Here is a 21,234-nt window from a genome sequence, read left to right as displayed (position 1 = left end):
GGGTGGACTCCGCGGGGTCAGTGGCCGTCGCCCAGATTGCCCGAGAGTTTGTCCAGACGGTCCTGGCTCGCGCCGTCCAGGCCGATGATCTCGACGCTCTTGCCCTTGGCCGCGTACTTGTGGGTGATCGCATCGAGGGTGGCCACGGTGGAGGCGTCCCAGATGTCGGCGTCGGTGAGGTCGATGATCACGTGCTGGGGGTCTCCGGTGTAGTCGAACTGGTAGACCAGATCGTTGCTGGAGGCCCAGAACAGTTCTCCGTGGACGCGGTAGGTGCGGATGTCGATGGTGCCGTCGTGGTTGACGTCGAGTTCGGAGACCTTCTCCAGGCTCGTCATGTGCGCCACGCGGCGGGCGAACATGACCATCGCGGTGAGTACACCGAGGATGACGCCGATGGCGAGGTTGTGGGTGATCACGGTGGCGGCCACGGTCACCACCATCACGACTGTCTCGCTGATCGGCATCAGGCGCAGGGTGCGGGGGTGGATGGAGTGCCAGTCCATCGTGGCCACCGAGACCATGATCATCACCGCGACCAGCGCGGCCATGGGGATCAGGCCCACGATCTCGCCCAGGGCCACCACGAGGATCAGGACGAAGATGCCCGCCAGGAGGGTGGACAACCGGGTGCGGGCGCCGGACTGCTTGACGTTGATCATCGTCTGGCCGATCATCGCGCAGCCGCCCATGCCGCCGAAGAAGCTGGTGACGATGTTGGCGACGCCCTGGCCCCAGCCCTCGCGGGTCTTGTCGGTGCGCACCTCGGTGATGTCGTCGACGAGTTTGGCGGTCATCATCGATTCCATGAGCCCGACCAGCGCCATCGCGGCGGCATACGGTGCGATGATCTGCAGCGTCTCCATGGTCCACGGCACGTCGGGGATGAACAGCGACGGCAGCGAGTCGGGCAGGTCGCCCTGGTCGCGCACGTTCGGCATCGTCCAGCCGAACAGCACGACCACTCCGGTGATCACCACGATCGCGATCAGCGGGGCCGGCACCGCGGCCGAGAGCTTGGGGAAGAACACCATGATCCCGATGCCCGCGGCGACCATCGGGTAGACCAGCCACGGCACTCCCAGCAGGTGGGGGATCTGCGCGGTGAAGATCAGTATGGCCAGTGCGTTGACGAATCCGACCATCACACTGCGGGGGATGAACCGCATGAGTCTGCCCACGCCGATCAGGCTCAGGACCACCTGGAAGACGCCGGCCAGCAGCACGGTGGCGATGAAGTAGTCCATCCCGTAGTTCAGTGCGACCGGCGCGATCACCAGGGCGATCGCGCCCGTGGCGGCGGAGATCATCGCGGGCCGTCCGCCGGTGAAGGCGATGGTCACGGCCATCGTGAACGACGCGAACAGACCCACCCGCGGGTCGACGCCTGCCAGGATCGAGAAGGAGATGGCCTCGGGGATCAGTGCGAGCGCGACGACCAGACCGGCAAGCACCTCGGTACGCAACCGGCGTGGGGACGAGAACGCGTACGTGAACGAGGCGATCACGCCGACCGGCGCGAGGTCCTCCTCCGCACTGGCGGGCGCCGCGGACGTGGGGGCGGGAGCTGTCACGAGGGGTTTTCCTCACCGTGGATGGTCATGACTCACTCTCCCGTGACGGGAGGGTTGAAACCTACCGTAACGGGAGGTTTGCCCGATCGCGACTTCGGGTCCGCCACTGTGACTGATCCCACTGCCACCGCGCTCGTGCGGAATCCCCGCCGTCGTCTCGTGCGACGGGGGCTCGGCGTGCATCGGTAAGCTGGCGCGCATGACCACCAGTCACCTCGACGCTTCCGTGCTCACCGGCCATTCCGGCGCCGATCGACCCACCGCGGACCCGGCGCGCGAGGCCGTCCACGACGCGGCGCGGCGCGCCAAGGCCGCCTCGCGGGAGCTGGCCCTGCTGACGGCCGACCGCAAGAACTCCCTGTTGCTGGCGGCTGCCGACGCGCTGGTGTCCTCGAGGTCGCAGATCCTCGGGGCCAACGCCCGCGACATCGAGGAGCAGGCGGCAGAGGGCACCGGTGAGGCCATGCTGGACCGGCTGCGACTGACCGCCGAGCGGATCGAGGGCATCGCCGGCGGCCTGAGGCAGGTGGCGGGACTCGCGGACCCGATCGGTGTGATCACGCGCGGTTCGACCCGTCCCAACGGGCTCCAACTGCGTCAGGTCCGCGTCCCGCTGGGCGTGGTCGGCATGATCTACGAGGGCAGGCCCAACGTCACGGTCGATGCGTTCGGGCTGGCGTTCAAGTCCGGCAACGCGGCCCTGCTGCGGGGTTCCCGCTCGGCGCGGCACTCTAACGAGGCCCTCGTGACCGTGCTGCGCGGCGTGCTGGCCCGGCACGAGTTGCCGGTCGACGCCGCTCAGTTGTTGCCGTCGGCCGACCGGTCCTCGGTCACCCACCTCATCCAGGCGCGTGGCCTGGTGGACGTGGTGATCCCCCGAGGGGGCGCCGGGCTCATCCAGGCGGTGGTGGAGAACGCCAAGGTGCCGGCGATCGAGACCGGCACCGGCAACTGTCACCTCTACATCCATGGAGACGCCGACCTCGATGAAGCCATCGAGCTTCTCCTCAACGGCAAGACCCGCCGGTGCAGCGTCTGCAACGCCACCGAGACCGTGTTGCTCGACGAGGCCCTCGGCGACGCCGCGGTCGACCGGGTGGTCGGAGCGCTGAGAACCGCCGGGGTGACAGTCCACGGTGACCGCGAGGGGCTGGTCCCGGCCGACGACGTGGACTGGGGTGAGGAGTATCTGAGCATGGATATCGCGCTCGGGGTGGTCGACGGGGTCGAGGGGGCGATCGATCACATCGCCCGCTGGTCGTCGGGCCACACCGAGGCCATCTCCACCCGCAGCATCGACGTCGCGGACCAGTTCTGCGCCCGTGTCGACGCGGCAGCGGTGATGGTCAACGCCTCCACCGCCTGGACCGACGGCGAGATGTTCGGCTTCGGCGCCGAGATCGGCATCTCCACCCAGAAGCTCCACGCCCGCGGCCCCATGGGTCTCGAGGAGCTCACCAGCACCAAGTGGATCGCCCACGGCAAGGGGCACGTGCGCCCGTAGGCCCACCACCCGGGTCGTCCGTCGGCCCTTCCCGGAGACTCACCCCGACCCGAAAGGATCCGCCCCATGGATCGAGCCCGCACCGCCCAGCGACCGGCCTTCGAGAGCATCGACCACGTCATCGAGGCGCTCGGCGGCCAGGGTTACCTGGCCGACCGCTCGACCGCGACCGTGGTCTACCTGGCCGACCGGTTGGGCAAACCGCTGCTCATCGAGGGTCCCGCGGGAGTGGGCAAGACCGAGTTGGCCAAGGCCGTCGCCGCCGCCACCGAGGCCGAGCTCATCCGCCTGCAGTGCTACGAGGGTGTCGACGAGGCCCGGGCGCTGTACGAGTGGAACCACGCCAAGCAGATCCTGCGCATCCAGGCCGGGCAGGGGGAGGGCTGGGACTCGACGCGGGACGACGTGTTCTCGGAGGAGTTCCTCCTGTCCCGCCCGCTGCTCACCGCCATCCGGCGCAGCGAGCCGACGGTCCTGCTGGTGGACGAGGTGGACAAGGCCGACATCGAGATCGAGGGCCTGCTACTGGAGGTGCTCAGTGATTTCGCGGTGACCATCCCCGAGCTCGGCACCATCGAGGCCGTCCGCAGGCCGTTCGTGGTACTGACCTCCAACGCGGCCCGTGAGCTCTCCGAGGCGCTCAAGCGCCGCTGCCTGTACCTGCACCTGGACTTCCCGACGCCCGAGCTCGAGCGGAAGATCCTCGCCTCGCGGGTGCCCGAGCTGGACGACCGGCTGGCCGAGCAGCTCGTCCGGGTGGTCGGGGTACTGCGCGCCATGGCGCTCAAGAAGGTGCCGAGTGTGTCCGAGACCATCGACTGGGGCCGGACCCTGGTGGCGCTGGGCCTGGACACGATCGATGACGAGACCGTCATGCAGACCCTCGGCGTGGTCCTCAAGCACCAGTCCGACCAACTGCGCGCGGCCGCCGAGCTGCGGCTCAACTAGCGTGAGGCGACCTGGAGGGCAGGGGAGATGACAACGCGTTCGCCCGGTGGGATGTCCGGGCACCTCGTGGACTTCGTCGACGCGCTTCGTCGTAAGCAGATCCCGGTGGGGCCCAGTGAGGCGGTCGACGCGGCCGCGGCGATGGTCCACATCGACCTGCTCGACCGCGCGGCGCTCCGGGAGGCGCTCGCGGCGACGATCCTGCACAAGGCCACCCACCGCGGGGTGTTCGACCAGCTCTTCGACCTGTGGTTCCCCGCGGCGATCGGGGCCCACGCCGCGTCGGACGCGGCGGTGCTGGAGGTGGAGATCCCGACGGACGACGACGGCAAGGTGGACCCGGAGGCCCTCAACGAGCTCATCGCCTCGCTGTTGCTCGAGGACACCGACGAGTCGCGGGCCAAGGCGCGGGCACTGGCGGAGATGCTGGTCGAGCAGCTCGGGGCCTACGACTCGGTGAACGGACAGCGGTTCTCCGCCTACCAGGCCCTCAGCCCGCTGGACACCGGAGCCATCATGCAGAAGATCCTCGACGGCCTGATGGGTGCCGATCCCTTCGACCCGGACGGCTCCCAGCGGCACGCCGAGAAGTCCGCGGCCGCCAACTCCGCCGCGGACATGGTGCGCGGCTTCCTCCGGGAGGTCGCCGATGAGACCAGGCGCAGGACCGCGGAGACCGTCGGCCGCGACCGTGTCGCCGACTATGCGGTCGGTCCCGCGGCGGAGCAGGTGGACTTCCTCCGTGCCAACGACCAGGACCTGCAGGCACTGCGGCGGCGGGTGGGTCCCCTCGCGCGTCAGCTCGGCAGTCGCCTGGCCGCACGTCGTCGTCGTCATCGACACGGCGCGATCGACATGCGCAAGACGATGCGCCGGTCCATGTCCACCGGCGGTGTGCCGGTGGAGCTGGTGCTGCGCAAGCCCCGGCCGGCGCGGCCCGAGCTGGTGGTGCTGTGCGACGTGTCCGGGTCTGTCGCGGGGTTCAGCCACTTCACCCTCCAGCTGGTGCACTCCCTCCGCGAGCAGTTCTCCCGGGTGCGGATCTTCGCGTTCGTCGACACCACCGACGAGGTGACCTCGTTCTTCGAGACCGGATCGGACCTGGGGTCGGCGATGAGCAGGATGGTCCGCGAGGCGCGGATCGTCACCTACGACGGGCACTCCGACTACGGTCACGCTCTCGAGGGGTTCGCCGATCGCTACGCCCACACCCTCACCCGCACCGGATCGCTATTGATCCTGGGCGACGGGCGCAACAACTACCGCGACCCGTCCGTGGAGGCCCTGGAGTTCGTCAGCGAGCGCGCCGGCCACACCCACTGGCTCAATCCCGAGCCCAAGCGGCAGTGGGGGACCGGGGACTCGGCGGCGCGGTTGTACTCGCAGTACGTGCCCATGCACGAGTGCCGCAACGTCGAGCAGCTCACCGCCGTGGTCGCGGGCCTGCTCCCCGTGTGAGGACGCCGGCACGCCAGGGAGCGGAACGTGGGGCCGGACCGATAGACTCTGCGACCATGACCACGACGGGGACCGCCGCGGGCGCCGGGCGCCGCATCGGCGTGATGGGCGGGACCTTCGATCCGATCCATCACGGTCACCTGGTGGCGGCCAGCGAGGTCGCGCACCGTTTCGGTCTCGACGACGTGGTCTTCGTCCCCACCGGCGAGCCGTGGCAGAAGCGGGAACGGGCCGTCTCGCCCGCCGAGGACCGGTATCTCATGACCGTCATCGCGACCGCCTCGAATCCCCGGTTCTCGGTCAGCCGGGTGGACATCGATCGTGAGGGTCCCACCTTCACGGTGGACACCCTCAAGGACCTGCTGCACCAGAACCCCGGGACCGAGCTGTTCTTCATCACCGGTGCGGACGCTCTCGAGAAGATCCTGACCTGGCGCGGCTGGGAGGAGATGCTCGACCTGGCCACCTTCGTGGGGGTCTCGCGACCCGGGTTCGAACTCTCCGACACCCACCTCGCCGAGGCCGGTGACGGGCGAGTGCACCTGCTGGAGATCCCGGCTCTGGCCATCTCGTCGACGGAGTGCCGGCGCCGCGCCGCCGCCGACATCCCGGTCTGGTACCTGGTACCGGACGGGGTCGTGCAGTACATCGCCAAACGCAATCTCTACCGCCCCGAGGGCTCGAACCGCCTCGACGGCACCCCCGCCGCGACCGCGCCGGTACACCGCGTGCTCGCCGCCGCCGACCACCACCACGAGGAGAACCCCCTGTGACCGCCAGCCCCGAAGCCCTGGAAATGGCGGGCGTCGCCGCCCGCGCCGCAGACGAGAAGCTGGCCACGGACATCGTCGTCCTCGATGTCTCCGGCCAGCTCATCATCACCGACTGCTTCCTCCTGGCCTCGGCCGAGACCGAACGTCAGGTCAACGCCGTCGTCGACGAGATCGAGGACAAGCTCCGCGAAGCGGGGCACAAGCCGCTGCGCCGGGAGGGCACACGTGAGGGGCGGTGGGCGCTGCTCGACTACAACGAGTTGGTGGTCCACGTCCAGCACGTCGACGAGCGCGACTACTACTCGCTCGACCGTCTCTGGAAGGACTGTCCGGTCGTGGAGATCGAGGGTGTCGAGACGTCCGGCCCGTCCGGGTCCTCGACCAGCCGCGCCGACGACTCGCTCGCCCCGGAGGAGCCGCAGCGGGATCAGGGGCTCTGACACCCCCGTGACCCGTCGTCTCATCCTGCTGCGTCACGGCCAGACGCACTACAACGCGTCGCTGAGGATGCAGGGCCAGCTGGACACCGAACTCAGCGAGCTCGGTGTCCAGCAGGCTCACGCGGTCGGCCGCGCCCTGGCGCCGCGTCGGCCGTGGACCATTCTCTCCTCGGATCTGCAGCGCGCGCGGGAGACGGCACGGGCACTGGCCTCGGAGGTCGGGCTCGAGGTCCGCACCGACCCACGGCTGCGGGAGACCGACCTGGGCACGTGGCAGGGGATGAGTCACTCGGAGGTCGACGAGCAGTGGCCCGGGGCGCGGATGCGCTGGCGGTGTACTCCACGGTGGTGTCCGCCGGAGGGGGAGAGCCGACTCGACGTGGCGCTGCGGACCCGCCAGGTCGTCGACGAACTCGTGGACGCCTCGCCGGGGTGGAACGAACACCCGGCCGTCCTCGTGGCACACGGGGGAGCCATCGCCGCGCTCACCGCGGCACTGCTCGAACTGCCCGTGGAGCAGTACCCGGTGTTCAACGGGCTCGGCAACACCTGTTGGGTCCAACTGTCCGCGCATCCCCGCCCCGACGCCTCCTGGGGCGGGGCGCTGCCGGAGCCGGAGATCGGGCCGACGACCGACGGCGCCCGCGAGGTGTTGTGGCGACTGGACCAGTGGAACGCCGGACTCACACCCCCGGTGATCCCGTCATGACCATCCGGTTGGTCACCGATTCCAGCGCCGACCTCCCCGAGGAGTGGGTCCGCCGGTTCGACATCACCGTCGTGGGCCTCCACGTGGTCGAGGAGGGCGACAGGGCGGTCTCGACTGCCGCCGTCACCCCGGACGAACTCGCGACCGTCTACGAGGACGTGCTCGCCGACCCGGACTGCACTGGCGTCGTCTCGGTGCACCTGTCGCGTGAACTCTCCCGCACGTGGGAGTCCGCCGCCGATGCCGCCACCAGGTTCGGGGGCCGGGTCCTGGTCTCGGACTCCCGGTGCGCGGGGATGGCGTTCGGCGCGGCGGTGGCCCAGTGCGCGTGGTCGGCGGACAACGGTCTCGGTCTGTCCGCCACCTACGAGCTGGCCGAGCGGCTGTGCCGTGGCGCGTCCACGTTCGCCGCGCTGGAGTCGCTGGAGAGCCTGCGACGTGGTGGGCGGATCAGCGCTGTCGCGGCGATCTTCGGCAGCGCGCTGGCCATGCGGCCGATCATCGTGTTGCGCGCCGGCTCGGTCGATCTGGCCGCGAAGGCCCGGACCACCACCAAGGCACACCAGAGGCTTCGCACGCTGCTGCGCGACGAGATCGGTCGGGGCGACGTGCTGGTCGTCGTCCACCATCACGAGGCGCCGGAGCGGGCCCGCGAGATGGCCACCGAGATCCGCAAGGAGACCCCGTTCCCGGAGCGTGTCCTGGTCGTCGAGTTCGACGAGGTCCTGGCCTGGCACCTGGGCCCCGGGACCGTGGGCGTCTCCGTGACGGACCTCGTGGACACCGCATTCCCCATCCCCCCGGTCTCTCCACAGGACGCCGACTGACAGACCTCCGCGGCCCCGGATCGGAGCTCCCGCCGGGATAGGTTCGCGGCCATGTTCCCCGACACCCGGACACGTCCCGCGGATACCGGTGATCCTGCCCGGGACCCCGCGCGCGAGGCCGCCCTGCAGCGACTCTCCCACGCGACCGGGCCCCTCGGCGCGGCCTCCGTCCCCTGGGCCGCCGCGGATCCGGAGGGGAGACGACCCGAGCGCGTGCCGCCCGAGAACCCGGACCCGGCGGCGTGGGCGGACCCACCGTGGTGGCGCCGGGTCCGGTGGGCACCGGACAGGCTCGGAGGCATCGCGTTGGTCGTCCTCGTGCTGGGGCTCGGCGTCTTCTCCGTCCACCGGCTCCTGGCAGCGGTACCGGCCGGTCCGCCCGTGCCGGATCTCCCGCTGGCCACGCCCGGCGTGACCGTCCCGGCGGACGGGTCGTCCGCACCGGGACCCGGGCAGGCCCCGACCTCGAGCGCGATGGATTCGACGAAGGCGGGCACGACAGCTGTCGAGACGACCGGTGTCCCCGAGGTCGACGAGGTCGTCGTCTCGGTGGTGGGACTCGTCGGCCGCAGTGGGTTGGTCACCGTGACCCCGGGGGCGCGGGTGGCGGACGCTCTCGACCGCGCGGGCGGCGTCCTGGACGGCGGCGACCGCGACGGTCTCAACCTGGCGCGCAAGGTGGTCGACGGTGAGCAGATCCTGGTGGGCCTGGCCCCGGGGCCCGACGGACCCCGCGGTCCGCGCAGTGGGATCGTCGGCGCCGACGACGCGCCGGTGGACGGCGGGCCCGCGCCCGGGGCGGAGGCGGGCCCCGGCGGGATGGCACCGGGCCCCGGCGGGATGGCACCGGGCCCCGACGGGATGGCACAGAGCGGTGGACTGGTCGACCTCAACTCGGCGGACGCGACGGTGCTGGAGTCGCTGCCCGGGGTGGGGCCGGTGACCGCCTCGTCCATCCTGGCCTGGCGGGCCGCCAACGGTGCGTTCACGAGTATCGACCAACTCGCCGAGGTCGACGGCATCGGCCCGGTGACGCTGGCCCGTCTCCGGCCCCTCGTCACGGTGTGAACGGCGCCGGTCCGCACGGGGACCCCGCGGACGATTCCGCAGCCGATCCCACAGCTGTTCCCGCCGGGGGTCGCCGCCCACCGGCGCGGGTCCCGGCGGTCCGGGACCTCCGGTTGGTCGTTCCGACGCTCGCGCTCTTCGTCACGACGGCGGTCACCGTCGGGATGCGACCTGCGGCGGCCGCGGCACTCGGGGTCGTTCTGCTCGTCGCGGCGGTGATCGCGGTCCTCTGGTCGGGGGAGGCGGGGGCCCACAACCGGGTGGACCACACGGCACTGGGGGTGCTCGCGATGGCGTGCACGCTGGGGGCGGTCGGAGCCGGGGTCCAGGCCGCGCGGTCGCACGCTCTCGCCGCACATCCGCTGGTCTCGCTCGTGGGCACCCGCACCGGCGTCGAGGGGGTGGTGACGGGCTTCGACCGGCCGGTCCGCAGTGGCGGCGTGATGGTCCCGTTCCGGGTGGAGGCCACGGGGTCGGGGGAGTCGGTGAGGGCGGCCGAACTCGACGTGGTGGTCCTGGCCCGGGAGGGGTGGCGGGGTCTTCCCCCCGGTACCCGGGTGCGGGCCTCGGTGGCCGTGCTCGAACCGCTCTCGTCCGGGGATCCACCGGGGTTGCGGGCCCTGACCCCGCCGAGACTGACGGGTGAACCGGGACCGGCCGGCCGTGGGCCCGCCGCGGTGCGTGAACGGCTGCGGGGCGTCTCGGAACGCGCGCTCAAGGGGGAGGCGGTGGGGCTGCTGCCGTCCTTCGTGCTGGGCGACGAGGGCGGGGTCTCCACGGAGACGCGGGACGAGTTCCGGGCGTCGGGACTGGCACATCTGGCCGCGGTGTCCGGGGCCAACACCACCTACGTGGTGGGGGCGGTGCTCCTGGCCGCCGCGGCCATGGGCGCCGGCCGCCGCGGCCGCATCATCGCCGCGGGGGCCGCGCTTGCCGGCTTCGTCGCGGTGGTGGGTCCGGAGCCCGCGGTGCTCAGGGCCGCGGGCACCGGCGCCATCGGACTGGCCGCACTCAGCTCCCACCGGACCGGTCGCCCGTTGGCGGCGCTGGCCGGGGTGGTGCTGATGGTGGTGATGGTGGATCCGGTCACCGCGACCGGGGCGGGGTTCATCCTGTCGGTCACCGCGACGGCCGCGCTCGTCCTGGCGGCGAGGCCGGTGGCGGTGCGTCTGCGCCGCCCGTGGATACCCGCGACCGTCGCGGACGTGGTGGCGGTCTGCGTGGTCGCTCACCTGGCCACACTCCCGGTGCTGGTGGCCTCCGGGTTGGAGACGGGCCCGTGGGCGCTGCCCGCCAACGTCGCGGTGGCACCGGCGGTTCCGCTGGTGACGGTGCTCGGGACCGCTGCCGCGGCACTGGGGCCGGTGTGGGAGGGCGGGGCTGTCGTCCTCGCGGCGGCGTGCGCTCCCGCGCTGTGGTGGTTGGAGACGGTCGCGCACATCGCGGCCGGGCTCCCGGGTTCGCCGGACCCCACGCCCCGGTGAGCAGGTCCTGTGCGTGGATCACCTCGAGCGGCGGCGGACCGGTCGCGACACCTCGGTCGCGCGGCATAAAGTCGGGGGCATGGAGATGCGGATCACCCTCACGGTCGACGGTGCCCTGCACGGCGTCACGGTGGACACGCGCACGACCCTCCTGGACGCACTGAGGGACCGGCTCGGCAACTATGCGCCCAAGAAGGGCTGCGACCACGGGCAGTGCGGGTCGTGCACCGTGCTGGTGAACGACCGCAGGGTCACCTCGTGCCTGTCGTTGGCGGTCGCACAGGAGGGCAACGACGTGGTCACCGCGGCCGGTGTGTCCGCTGACGGGATCCATCCGCTCCAGCAGGCCTTCATCGACGACGACGCCTTCCAGTGCGGCTACTGCACGCCCGGTCAGGTGTGCAGCGCGATCGGGATGCTCGACGAGGCGGGGGCCGGCGCGCCGAGCCACGTCACCGAGGACCTCGACGGGCACGTGGACCTGACCGACGAGGAGATCCGGGAACGGATGAGCGGCAACCTGTGCCGGTGCGGTGCGTACCCGAACATCGTCGCCGCGATCCGCCGGGTCCTCGACGCCGACACCTCGAGTACCTACACCGCGGGCGCCGATCCCGCGACCCCGGAAGGAGCCGGGCGATGAGACCGTTCCGGTACGAACGCCCCGCGGACGCCGCCGCGGCCGTCTCCCTGCTCCGGACCAACGACGGTGCCAGGGCGATCGCCGGCGGCACCAATCTCGTGGATCTGATGAAGCTGGGCGTGGCCGCCCCGGACGTCGTCGTGGACGTCTCGCGCCTCCCGCTGGACTCGGTCGACCGCCTCGGGAGCGGTGGCGTGCGGATCGGGACCAACGTCCGCAACTCCGACCTGGCCGCGCACGCCCACATCCGCGGTTCCTACCCCGTGCTCGCCCGCGCACTGCTGTCCGCCGCCTCACCACAACTGCGCAACCTCGCCACCACCGGCGGCAACCTGCTCCAGCGCACCCGCTGCGTGTATTTCCAGGACGTCACCACACCCTGCAACAAGCGCGAGCCCGGCACGGGGTGCTCGGCGATCGGCGGGTACACCCGCTACCACGCCGTCTTCGGCCACTCCAGCGACTGCATCGCCACCCACCCCTCCGACATGGCCGTCGCCCTGGCCGCACTCGATGCGACGGTGATCGTCCTGGGCCCCGACGGTGAACGCCGGATCCCCGTCACGCGGTTCCACCGACTCCCGGAGAAACGACCGGAGCTCGACACGGTCCTGGAGCGAGACGAGCTCGTCGTCGCGGTGGAACTGCCCCCGCCGGTCCCCGGTGCGGTCTCCACCTACCGCAAGGTCCGTGATCGGGCGTCCTTCGCGTTCGCCATCGTCTCCGTCGCCGCGCAGCTGAGCGTCGACGACGACGGGGTCGTCACCGACGCGCGCATCGCCTGCGGGGGTGTCGCCCACAAGCCGTGGCGGGCAGGTCGGGCCGAGGAGCAGATCATCGGCCGGGTGGCCACCGTGGCGTCGTTCGCCGGTGCGGCCGACGCGGAGTTGGCCGCCGCGACGCCTGTCGAGGGCACCGAGTTCAAGGTCCCGCTACTCCGACGGACGATCATCGCGGTCCTGCGCGATCTGGCGGCCGAGGCGGCGGGCGACCGCGCCGTCGGGACGCGGGAAGAGGGTCCGCGATGAGCGCGATCGGCACCTCGACGCCACGGCTCGACGGCCCGGCCAAGGTCACCGGGACGGCGCCGTACGCCTTCGAGCACACCGGGGCGGGCGAGCCGGTGTACCTGCACCCCGTCACGGCGACCATCGCCCGCGGCACCATCACCGCGATGGACGTCTCGGAGGCCGAGGCGCAACCGGGAGTCCTGGCCGTCCTCACGCCGTGGAACGCCCCGCGGTTGGCCGACACCTCCGATCGGGAGTACACGATCCTCCAGGGCCCCGAGGTGCTCTACCGGGGTCAGCCCATCGGGTTGGTCCTGGCGGAGACCGCGGAGGCCGCGCGGTGGGCGCAGTCGCTGGTGCGGGTCGGATACGACCAGCAGGCCCACGACGTGGCGTTCCGAACCGACCATCCGGACGCATACGAGCCGGAGGTGGTCAACGGTGGCCACGCGCCCACGTCGACGACCGGTGAGATGGGACCGGCGATGGCACGGGCGGCGACCACCGGCCATGTGGTGGACCAGAGCTACTCCACGCCCGAGGAGCACAACAACCCCATGGAGCCGCACGCCGTCTCGGCGCTGTGGGACCCGGACCGGTCCCTGCTCACCATGTACGACTCGACGCAGTCCCCGCACGGCGTGGCCTCGACCCTGGCGCCCGTCCTGGGACTGGAGACCGAGCAGATCCGGGTGATCGCCCCGCACGTGGGCGGCGGTTTCGGGTCCAAGGGCGCCCCGCACGCCCACGACGTGCTGGCGGCGCTGGGTGCGTTCCGGCTACCCGGCCGGCTGGTCAAGTACGCGGTGACCCGCCAGCAGATGTTCGTGTTCGTGGGATACCGGCCGCGGACGGTCTCCCGGGTCCGGCTCGCCGCGGATCCGGACGGCCGCCTCACCGCGATCGGGCACGAGGCCTGGTCGCAGAGTTCGCGTGTCAGGGAGTACGTGGAGCAGTCCGCGGTGCCGTCGCGTTCGACGTACGCGGCGCCCAACCGCAGGACGTCCCACCACGCCGTGCCCCTGGACGTGCCCGCCCCGTACTGGATGCGCGGCCCGGGGGAGGCCCCGGGAGCGTTCGCGGCCGAGGTCGCGATGGACGAGCTGGCCCACGCGTGCGGGATCGACCCGATCGAACTGCGGGTGCGCAACGACCCGGAGACGGACCCCGAGACGGGCAGGCCGTGGACGTCGCGCCGCATGGTCGACTGTCTGCGCGAGGGTGCCGAGCGGTTCGGCTGGTCCGACCGCCCCACCACACCCGCCTCCCGCCGGGACGGCCGCTGGATGGTCGGATACGGCGTCGCGGGCGCCGCGTACCCGCACATGGTGCAGCCCGGGACGCGGGCGAGGGTCCGCTACGAGGGCGGTGGCCGCTACCGCGTCCAGGTGGGCGCCGTGGACATCGGGACCGGCACGTGGACGGCCCTGACGGCGATCGCCGCCGACGCGTTGGGGTGTGCCGCCGGGTCGATCACCCTGGAGATCGGCGACACGACGCTGCCCTGGGCCACGGTCGCCGGCGGATCCTCCGGTCTCTCGTCGTGGGGCACGGCCGTCGTCACCGCGGCCGACCGCTTCCGCACCCGGCACGGTGACGATCCGGAGGAGGGGGCGGAGACCACCGCGGCTGCCGGGGACAACCCCGAGCTCGAGCGCTATCGCGCGATCTCCTTCGGCGCACACTTCGTGGAGGCCCGGGTCGACGCCGACACGGGGGAGATCCGCGTGCCCCGGATGCTCGGAGTGTTCTCGATCGGCCGGGTGGTCAATCCCCGCACGGTGCGATCGCAGTTCATCGGCGGGATGACCTTCGGGCTGTCCATGGCGCTGCACGAGCAGAGCGTGCGCGACACGCGGTTCGGCCACGTCGTCACCCAGAACCTCGCCGATTACCACATCCCCACGCACGCGGACGCCGCGAATATCGAGGCGACCTGGCTCGACGAGGTCGACGAGTTCGCGACCCCGATGGGTTCCCGCGGCGCGGGGGAGATCGGCAACGTCGGCAGCGCCGCGGCGGTGGTCAACGCGATCCACGACGCGACCGGTGCCCGCATCCGCGATCTGCCCGTGCACGCCGACGCGTTGCTGGAGTACCTGCCGGTCGATCAGTAGTCGGTGCGCCGGTCGTCGCCGGCGCCGGCGCCGGGCCGGTCCCGGGAAGCGGGGCGGGTCCCGGGGTCGATCAAGCCCCGGGGTCGATCAGGTCCTCGGGCCGGTCGATGTCCCGTGGCGAGCCGGTGTCGTCGCACGGGACCTCGACCAGGTGGTGCGAGTGCTCGCGCAGGTAGTGGCGGGCACCGGCGTCCCCGACGGCCGCGTCCATGACGCCGGGGAGGTGGCGCGCGCCGAGGAGGACCGGGTGTCGACGAGCACCGCCGTAGGTCGCGACTGCCAGTGACGCGCCGACCCCCCTCACCCGGCGGACCGATTCGGCGCCCAGCCAGGGCATGTCGACGGGGATCACCACCACGTCCGTGTCCCCCGCTGCCACGAGCCCGGCGCGCAGGGAGGACCCCATGCCGGTCTCCCACCGCGGGTTGTGCACCACCTCGGCGCCGAGGACGTCCACCTCGACCGCGCCACTGACCACCACGACCCGTGAGCACCCGCCCTCGTGGAGCAGCGCCACGGCGTGGTCCACCAACCGGGCCCCCCGGAAGCCGACCACCGCCTTGGGCCGGCCGAACCGTCGACCGGCGCCGGCGGCCAGGACGAGTCCGGTCACCGGTGGATGGCCACGTCGAGGCCGGCCAGCGGGGCTCCGGTGCCGCCCCGTCGACGGGCCACGAGTTCGGCGGCGATGGACACGGCGGTCTCCTCGGCCGTGCGGGCGCCGAGATCCAGACCGATGGGCGAGGAGAGCCGGGCGAGCTGGGGCTCGGTGAGTCCCTCGGCCCGCAGCAGGTCGAGACGCTCGGTGTGCACGCGCCGGCTGCCCATCGCGCCGACGTATCCCGCGGGGCTACGCAACGCCGCGCCCAGGAGCGGGATGTCGAACTTGTGGTCGTGGGTGAGCACGCAGATGGCGGTGGTCTCGTCGACCGTCACGGAGGCCAGGTACTCGTGCGGCCAGCGGGTGACCACCTGGTGGGCGTCGGGGAACCGCTCCGGCCGGTTGAGCGCGGGTCGCGCGTCGCAGACCACCACCCGGTAGCCCAGGAGCGCGCCGACCCTGCTGAGCGCCTCGCCGAACGCGCTGGCGCCGAAGATGAGCAGGGTCGGCGGGGCGAAGGAGTGCATCAGGATCCGGGTGGCCTGCCCTTCCACCCCGGCGGGGACCTCGACCGTGCCCGCGCCCGGGTGGCCGAGGTGTCGGGCCGCGATGCTGGCGGTGTGCCGGTCCAGGTGGCGGTTGCCCAGCGAGCCCTCGGCACCGTCCCGACCGACGAGCTGGTGGGCGCCGGGCCGACGTCCGGTCAGGGCCGTCGCCAGGACCACCGGCTCGCCGCGCCGCAGCGCGAGGTGTACTCGTTCCAGTGCGTCGTACCCCGCGGCATCGAGCGAGTGGACGACGATCTCCGAGGTCCCCCCACAGGTCGGACCCTCCGAGAACTCGGAGGGCCCGTCGCCGCCGAACCCGGCGACCACGGGGATCCCGTCGGTGATCACCTGCTGGCACAGCGAGAACACCGTGCCGTCGACGCACCCCCCCGAGACGCCGCCGACCACCTCGCCGGTCTCGGCGACCGCCATCGCCGCGCCCGGTGGCAGGGGCGCCGAGTTCTCGGTGTGCACCACCCTGGCCAATGCCGCGCGGGTTCCGTCGAGGCGCCACCGCCGCACCGCGTCAAAGAGGAGATCCACGCGGACAGTATCGCGGGCGTCGGCCCGCGTCGCATCCGTGCCCGGCCCGGGCGCACCCGGAAGAGGGCGGCTCGAGCGTGTCGGCGTGTCGTGGCACGATGTCGGGGACGACGACGACGAGGAGCGCACATGGCACCAGGACCCGCCCCGCTGCACCTGGTGCTGGGAGAGGACGAGTTCCTCACCGAGCGCGCCACCGCGGGTGTCGTGGCCGCTGTGCGCGCGGCGGCACCGGCAGGGGAGGACCCGCCCGTGGTCTCCCGTCTCGGTGGGCCGGAGGTCAGCGCGCCCCAGTTGTTCGAGCTACTCTCGCCGTCGCTGTTCGGTGAGGCCCGGATCGTGGTGATCACCGGTGCGGCGGAGCTGGGCAAGGACGCCCAGGCCGCGGTACTGGGCGCTGCTGCCGACCTGCCGGAGGAGACGGTTCTGGTGGTCCAGCACACGGGAGGGGGACGGGCCAAGGCGCTCGTACCCGAGTTGCGTAAGGCCGGAGCCGAGGAACACCTGGCCGGCAAGCTCTCCCGTCATATGGACGTGGTGGGGTTCGTCCGATCGGAGTTCCGGGGCCTGGACGTAAGGGTGGCCCCGGAGGCGTGTGAGGCGTTGGTCGAGGCGGTGGGCACGGACCTGCGGCAGCTGGCGTCGGCATGTGGCCAGCTGGTGGCCGACACCGGGGGCAAGGTGGACGTGGAGGCGGTGCGCCGCTACCACTCCGGGGTCGTGGGGGTCAGCGGGTTCACAGTGGCCGAGCGTGCGGTCACCGGCGACGTGGCCGGTGCGATCGAGGCCCTCGAGTGGGCCATGCACACCGGGGTCCCGCACGTCGTCCTGGCGGACGCCCTCGCGGACGCCGTGAACTCGATCGCGCTGGTGGGCACCCAGCGCGGCATCCCGCCCGCCGATCTGGCCCGGCAGGGGCTACCGCCGTGGAAGGTCAAGAAGGTCACCGCGCAGACGCGGTACTGGTCCATCGAGACCCTGGGGAGTGCCCTTCAGGTGGTCGCCCGGCTCAACGGCGAGGTCAAGGGGCAGGCCGAGGACACGTCCTACGCTCTCGAGCGGGCGGTGCGGCAGGTGGGGTCGCTGGCCGGCGCCACATGACCCGCACCAGGGCAGCCCCACCAATGGCAGCGACACAACGGTCGCTGGACAACGACGAGGGCCCACCCACGCACTCGAACGGTGCGGGGGTGGGCCCTCGGAGCCACGTCGCGACGGTCGCCGCCGCGGGGCTGTGCGCTTCAGCCGGAGACAGGGTCAGCCGGAGGCGGGATCAGCTCAGAGAGAGTTGACGGCCTTGGCGAGCGACGACTTCTTGTTGGCGGCCTGGTTCTGGTGGATGACACCCTTGGTGGCGGCCTTGTCGAGCTGGCGGGAGGTCGCCACGAGAAGAGCGCCGGCCTTGGCCTTGTCGCCGGCCTCGGTGGCCTCGCGCAGGCTGCGGATGGCGGAGCGCAGAGCCGACTTGGTCGACTGGTTGCGGAGGCGGTTGCGCTCGTTGGTGAGGTTGCGCTTCTTCTGGGACTTGATGTTGGCCACTCGTCACACCTTTTGGTCGTGTGTCGACTGCTCCACTCGGGGAGCTCGTCGATCGGATGTCATATCTCTAGTCCGCACGGATGCGCAGAACGCGATCCGGTGGACACCGACGGCCCACTTTACCAGCGGGCGGGGCACCGGCCAAAACGTGGGAGGGCACGGCCGCCGCCCGGGTCGTCGTGCGACCCGCGGCCGACCCGAGGCCCGCGACCACCGGCGTCAGCGCCAGCCGTAGTCGGACCGCAGACGGTCGGCGACCCGGTCGAACTTCTCGCGGGAGCAGATCGCGCCCTCGCGCCGGATGCCCTGCTCGGGGACGTCCAGCACGCGGTCGAGGCGGACCCAGCTCGGTCGGCCCTCGGAGTCCCACGGCCCGGTGCCGAGCGGGAGCCACCCCTCGTCGTCGTCGCGCCTTTCCTGCGAGGAGAGCTGGAGGCCGAGCAGTCGGTCCCGGTCCCGGCCCACCACCAGGACCGGGCGGTCCTTCCCGCGGCCGTCGGCCTCCTCGAACTCCACCCACGTCCAGACGATCTCGCCGGGGTCGGCGTGGCCGTCGAGGTCGGGTGCGTAGGAAATGGTCCGCGCGCGACTCGACGTGGGAACGGTCGCGGAGGTGGTCGGTCGCCCCGCGTCCGCGGTGTCCCGGGGCAGGGCGGCGGAGTTCCCGCGCTCGTCGAGCCGCCTGCGCACCTCGCGGGCCACCGTCGGCCCGTACTGGCGGCCCATCCGGGCCGCGGTGCGGCCCACCCGGGCCCAGTTGATCGCCATGTCCCCCAGGGTAACGACACCTAGGATCGGAGCCCATGGACCAGGTGCTCGCAATCGTGTGGTCGCAGGACCGGGATCAGGCCGTGCCCGACGCGGCCGGGCTGCGCTCGCGCATCGCCCGGGCGGTGGACGGCCCGCTCGCCGGACTGGGGGTCGGGCGGTACGTGGTGAACGTCCGCGATGACGCCGTGGCGGGCGCGATGATCGACGTGCAGGTGACGCCGCGGCCGGTCCTCGCCGTCGTACGCGCCCGGGTGCCGGTGGCCTCGGCCGCCGCGTGCGCCGACCTGCTGGACGGGCTGCGCGAGCTCGGCCCGGTCTCCGCCTGGTCGGTCACCGGGTCGGAGCCCCTTCCGGCACCGGACCCGGGAGAGGACGGTCGGTGCGCGGGGATGGCCAACCTGGCATTCCTGCGTCGGCCCGGGCGGATGGACCGTGACGAGTGGTTGCACACCTGGTTGGAGGAGCACACGACGGTGGCGATCGAGACGCAGTCCACCACCGCGTACACCCAGCACGTGGTGGTCCGGGCGCTGACCGACGACGCGCCCGTGATCGACGGGATCGTCGAGGAGGTGTTCCCGATCGAGGCCACCCGCGACCTCGGGGTGTTCTTCGACTCCCGGGGCAGCGACGAGAGGATGGGAGCCAACATCAGGGCCATGACCACCTCGACCGCCCGGTTCCTCGACGACGGCACGGTCGATGCGATCCCGACGGGGCGGTACGTGATGCGTATCGAGAGTCCGCGCGTGTGACAATGGGGTGATCGCCCGGACGGACCGCACCCCGCCATGCCCGGGCCCGCCTCCAGGAGTGATCGAGATTCCCAACTTCGCAGAGACGACGTTCACCGATCCGGCCAGGATCAGGAACTTCTGCATCATCGCGCACATCGACCACGGCAAGTCGACCCTGGCCGACCGCATGCTGCAGCTGACCGGTGTGGTCGAGGAGCGGCTCATGCGGGCCCAGTACCTCGACCGCATGGACATCGAGCGCGAACGCGGCATCACCATCAAGGCGCAGAACGTCCGCCTGCCGTGGGTCCCGCGCTCCGGCCCCCACGAGGGCGAGGAGATCGTGTTGCACATGATCGACACCCCGGGTCACGTGGACTTCACCTACGAGGTCTCCCGCGCGCTCGAGGCGTGTGAGGGTGCGATCCTGCTGGTGGACGCCGCGCAGGGCATCGAGGCCCAGACGCTGGCCAACCTGTACCTGGCCATGGAGAACGACCTCGAGATCATCCCGGTGCTCAACAAGATCGACCTCCCGGCCGCGGATCCGGACCGGTTCGCCGAGGAGATCTCCCACATCATCGGCTGCGAGCCCGACGAGGTCCTGCGGGTCTCCGGCAAGACGGGCGTGGGCGTCGAGGAGCTGTTGGACAAGGTGTGCGAGGTGATCCCCGCGCCCGTGGGAGATCCCGACGCCCCGGCCCGCGCGATGATCTTCGATTCGGTCTACGACACCTACCGCGGCGTCGTCACCTACGTCCGCGTGGTGGACGGCTCGCTCAGGCCGCGCGAGAAGGTCAAGATGATGTCCACGGGCTCCACCCACGAGGCGCTCGAGGTCGGGATCATCTCGCCCGAGCCCAAGGCCACCAAGGGCCTGGGCCCCGGCGAGGTCGGGTACCTCATCACCGGTGTGAAGGACGTCCGTCAGTCCAAGGTCGGCGACACGGTCACCAGTGCGCGCGGTGGCGCGGAGGAGCCGCTGGCCGGGTACAAGGAACCCAATCCGATGGTGTTCTCCGGCCTGTACCCGATCGACGGGTCGGACTATCCGGTCCTGCGTGACGCCCTGGACAAGCTCCAGCTCAACGACGCCTCGCTGGACTACGAGCCGGAGACCTCGGTGGCCCTGGGCTTCGGCTTCCGCTGCGGCTTCCTGGGTCTGCTGCACATGGAGATCACCCGGGACCGGCTGGAGCGCGAGTTCAACCTCGACCTCATCTCCACCGCCCCGAACGTCGTGTACCGCGTGGTCGCGGAGGACGGCACCGAGCACCAGGTCACCAACCCGTCGTACTGGCCCGAGGGCAAGCACCGCGAGATCTTCGAGCCGATCGTCAAGACCACGATCATCGTGCCGAGTGAATACGTGGGCACCACCATGGAGCTGTGCCAGTCCAAACGGGGCGACATGAAGGGTATGGACTACCTGTCCGAGACCCGCGTCGAACTGCGCTACGTCATGCCGATGGGCGAGATCATCTTCGACTTCTTCGACTCGCTCAAATCCCGGACCAAGGGATACGCGTCGATGGACTACGAGGAGGCCGGCGAGCAGGCGTCCGATCTGGTCAAGGTCGACATCCTGCTGCAGGGCGAGGCCGTGGACGCGTTCTCCGCGATCGTGCACCGGGACTACGCGCAGGCCTACGGCAACAAGATGACGGGCAAGCTCAAGGAGCTCATCCCGCGCCAGCAGTACGAGGTGCCCATCCAGGCGGCGATCGGTGCCAAGATCATCTCCCGCGAGAACATCCGCGCCATCCGCAAGGACGTGCTCTCCAAGTGCTACGGCGGCGACATCAGCCGCAAGCGCAAACTGCTCGAGAAGCAGAAGGAGGGCAAGAAGCGCATGAAGTCGATCGGCCGCGTGGACGTGCCCCAGGAGGCCTTCGTGGCCGCGCTGTCCGCGGAGTCGAGCGCGGACAAGAAGTAGCGGC

At 71.4% G+C, this 21,234-nt stretch carries 20 protein-coding genes; 15 read left to right on the top strand and 5 right to left on the bottom strand.

All coding sequences use genetic code 11. The annotated features are described in order from the left end of the window. Positions 1-17 precede the first annotated feature (17 nt). Positions 18-1,574, bottom strand: coding sequence for a SulP family inorganic anion transporter (locus NJE57_RS17230; protein WP_413464430.1), 1,557 nt, complete (start codon positions 1,572-1,574; stop codon positions 18-20). A gap of 199 nt (positions 1,575-1,773) precedes the next feature. Here NJE57_RS17230 and NJE57_RS17225 point away from each other — a divergent pair, with 199 nt between their 5' ends. The 12 genes from NJE57_RS17225 to NJE57_RS17170 all read left to right on the top strand — a co-directional run bounded on the left by NJE57_RS17225 (position 1,774) and on the right by NJE57_RS17170 (position 14,555). After that, positions 1,774-3,078 (top strand): glutamate-5-semialdehyde dehydrogenase, encoded by a 1,305-nt coding sequence (locus tag NJE57_RS17225; RefSeq protein WP_319029754.1) that lies wholly within the window; start codon positions 1,774-1,776, stop codon positions 3,076-3,078. A 66-nt stretch (positions 3,079-3,144) separates the two neighbouring features. Next, positions 3,145-4,026, top strand: coding sequence for a MoxR family ATPase (locus tag NJE57_RS17220; protein ID WP_319029753.1), 882 nt, complete (start codon positions 3,145-3,147; stop codon positions 4,024-4,026). Positions 4,027-4,053: 27 nt separating this feature from the next. Further along, on the top strand, positions 4,054-5,484 hold the full coding sequence (locus NJE57_RS17215) for a vWA domain-containing protein (protein WP_319029752.1): 1,431 nt from the start codon (positions 4,054-4,056) through the stop codon (positions 5,482-5,484). 56 nt (positions 5,485-5,540) lie between these two features. Continuing rightward, positions 5,541-6,257, top strand: a complete 717-nt coding sequence (gene nadD / locus NJE57_RS17210; protein ID WP_319029751.1) for a nicotinate-nucleotide adenylyltransferase — start codon at positions 5,541-5,543, stop codon at positions 6,255-6,257. Then, a complete protein-coding gene (rsfS, locus tag NJE57_RS17205; RefSeq protein ID WP_319029750.1) occupies positions 6,254-6,697 on the top strand; it encodes a ribosome silencing factor in 444 nt (147 codons plus the stop codon). The genes nadD and rsfS overlap by 4 nt, the downstream gene beginning before the upstream one ends. A 7-nt stretch (positions 6,698-6,704) precedes the next feature. Further along, positions 6,705-7,406, top strand: coding sequence for a histidine phosphatase family protein (locus NJE57_RS17200; RefSeq protein WP_319029749.1), 702 nt, complete (start codon positions 6,705-6,707; stop codon positions 7,404-7,406). Then, positions 7,403-8,233 carry a DegV family protein gene (locus NJE57_RS17195; RefSeq protein WP_319029748.1) on the top strand — a complete coding sequence of 277 codons (831 nt, stop codon included), beginning with the start codon at positions 7,403-7,405 and terminating at the stop codon, positions 8,231-8,233. The genes NJE57_RS17200 and NJE57_RS17195 overlap by 4 nt, the downstream gene beginning before the upstream one ends. Positions 8,234-8,284: 51 nt before the next feature. After that, positions 8,285-9,301, top strand: a complete 1,017-nt coding sequence (locus NJE57_RS17190) for a ComEA family DNA-binding protein (protein WP_319029747.1) — start codon at positions 8,285-8,287, stop codon at positions 9,299-9,301. Positions 9,302-9,414: 113 nt separating this feature from the next. After that, positions 9,415-10,785, top strand: a complete 1,371-nt coding sequence (locus NJE57_RS17185; protein ID WP_319029746.1) for a ComEC/Rec2 family competence protein — start codon at positions 9,415-9,417, stop codon at positions 10,783-10,785. Between the two features lie 79 nt (positions 10,786-10,864). Next, positions 10,865-11,428: a 2Fe-2S iron-sulfur cluster-binding protein gene (locus NJE57_RS17180; protein ID WP_319029745.1), complete on the top strand. Its 564-nt coding sequence runs from the start codon at positions 10,865-10,867 to the stop codon at positions 11,426-11,428. Next, complete coding sequence (locus tag NJE57_RS17175) at positions 11,425-12,456, top strand: xanthine dehydrogenase family protein subunit M (RefSeq protein ID WP_319029744.1); 1,032 nt, start codon at positions 11,425-11,427, stop codon at positions 12,454-12,456. The genes NJE57_RS17180 and NJE57_RS17175 overlap by 4 nt, the downstream gene beginning before the upstream one ends. Further along, a complete protein-coding gene (locus tag NJE57_RS17170; RefSeq protein WP_319029743.1) occupies positions 12,453-14,555 on the top strand; it encodes a xanthine dehydrogenase family protein molybdopterin-binding subunit in 2,103 nt (700 codons plus the stop codon). The genes NJE57_RS17175 and NJE57_RS17170 overlap by 4 nt, the downstream gene beginning before the upstream one ends. A 70-nt stretch (positions 14,556-14,625) precedes the next feature. Here the strand turns inward: NJE57_RS17170 and NJE57_RS17165 are convergent, their stop codons facing one another. Together NJE57_RS17165 and NJE57_RS17160 are read right to left on the bottom strand one after the other, a co-directional pair. Beyond that, positions 14,626-15,168, bottom strand: a complete 543-nt coding sequence (locus NJE57_RS17165; protein WP_319029742.1) for a nucleotidyltransferase family protein — start codon at positions 15,166-15,168, stop codon at positions 14,626-14,628. Next, the gene (locus NJE57_RS17160) at positions 15,165-16,247 is read right to left on the bottom strand and encodes an XdhC family protein (RefSeq protein WP_319029741.1); all 1,083 of its coding nucleotides are present in this window, start codon (positions 16,245-16,247) and stop codon (positions 15,165-15,167) included. Before NJE57_RS17160 ends, NJE57_RS17165 begins: the two co-directional genes overlap by 4 nt. Positions 16,248-16,376: 129 nt before the next feature. On the opposite strand from NJE57_RS17160, the gene holA reads away from it, so the two are divergent. Next, complete coding sequence (gene holA, locus NJE57_RS17155) at positions 16,377-17,348, top strand: DNA polymerase III subunit delta (RefSeq protein WP_319029740.1); 972 nt, start codon at positions 16,377-16,379, stop codon at positions 17,346-17,348. Positions 17,349-17,525: 177 nt separating this feature from the next. On the opposite strand, the gene rpsT is transcribed toward holA, so the two are convergent. Continuing rightward, positions 17,526-17,786, bottom strand: coding sequence for a 30S ribosomal protein S20 (gene rpsT / locus NJE57_RS17150; protein ID WP_319029739.1), 261 nt, complete (start codon positions 17,784-17,786; stop codon positions 17,526-17,528). 219 nt (positions 17,787-18,005) lie between these two features. Beyond that, complete coding sequence (locus tag NJE57_RS17145) at positions 18,006-18,554, bottom strand: type II toxin-antitoxin system PemK/MazF family toxin (RefSeq protein WP_319029738.1); 549 nt, start codon at positions 18,552-18,554, stop codon at positions 18,006-18,008. Between the two features lie 35 nt (positions 18,555-18,589). On the opposite strand from NJE57_RS17145, the gene NJE57_RS17140 reads away from it, so the two are divergent. Together NJE57_RS17140 and lepA are read left to right on the top strand one after the other, a co-directional pair. Continuing rightward, complete coding sequence (locus NJE57_RS17140) at positions 18,590-19,312, top strand: EthD domain-containing protein (RefSeq protein WP_319029737.1); 723 nt, start codon at positions 18,590-18,592, stop codon at positions 19,310-19,312. A gap of 58 nt (positions 19,313-19,370) precedes the next feature. Then, complete coding sequence (gene lepA, locus NJE57_RS17135; protein ID WP_319029736.1) at positions 19,371-21,230, top strand: translation elongation factor 4; 1,860 nt, start codon at positions 19,371-19,373, stop codon at positions 21,228-21,230. Positions 21,231-21,234 lie beyond the last annotated feature (4 nt).

Origin of the sequence: Dietzia sp. PP-33 (assembly GCF_033790845.1) — a bacterium.
Classification (GTDB): Bacteria; Actinomycetota; Actinomycetes; order Mycobacteriales; family Mycobacteriaceae; genus Dietzia.
The sequence above is the reverse complement of the archived record's forward strand: the minus strand, read 5'-3'. Positions and strand labels throughout refer to the sequence as shown.